The sequence below is a fragment of the Rhizobium ecuadorense genome, from assembly GCF_001187535.1.
Lineage (GTDB): Bacteria > Pseudomonadota > Alphaproteobacteria > Rhizobiales > Rhizobiaceae > Rhizobium > Rhizobium ecuadorense.
Genome location: NZ_LFIO01001862.1, coordinates 1 through 206, shown reverse-complemented (window position 1 = coordinate 206; position 206 = coordinate 1). Strand labels below are relative to the sequence as shown.

Below are 206 nucleotides of genomic sequence, written 5' to 3'. Positions count from 1 at the left end.
CGGTTGGCCCTCGGCATAGCGGTTCGACCAGGCCGCGACCACTTCGACATCGCCGTCGGTCGCAAGGTTTTCATAAAAATAGCCGGCAGCCAGTTCGCGGTTGCCAATCTTGAAGCGGCGCTCGCGCCGGTGCGATTCCGCCGGCTTGTTCGGAGGAATGACAAGCCCGCCCGAACGCTCCATCACATCGAACAGCCCGTTGGCGC

1 pseudogene is annotated in these 206 nt (G+C 63.1%); it reads right to left on the bottom strand.

Going from position 1 to position 206, the window contains the following annotated elements:
* Window positions 1-206, bottom strand: a pseudogene (locus AF337_RS39105) (beta-galactosidase); the annotation flags it as partial.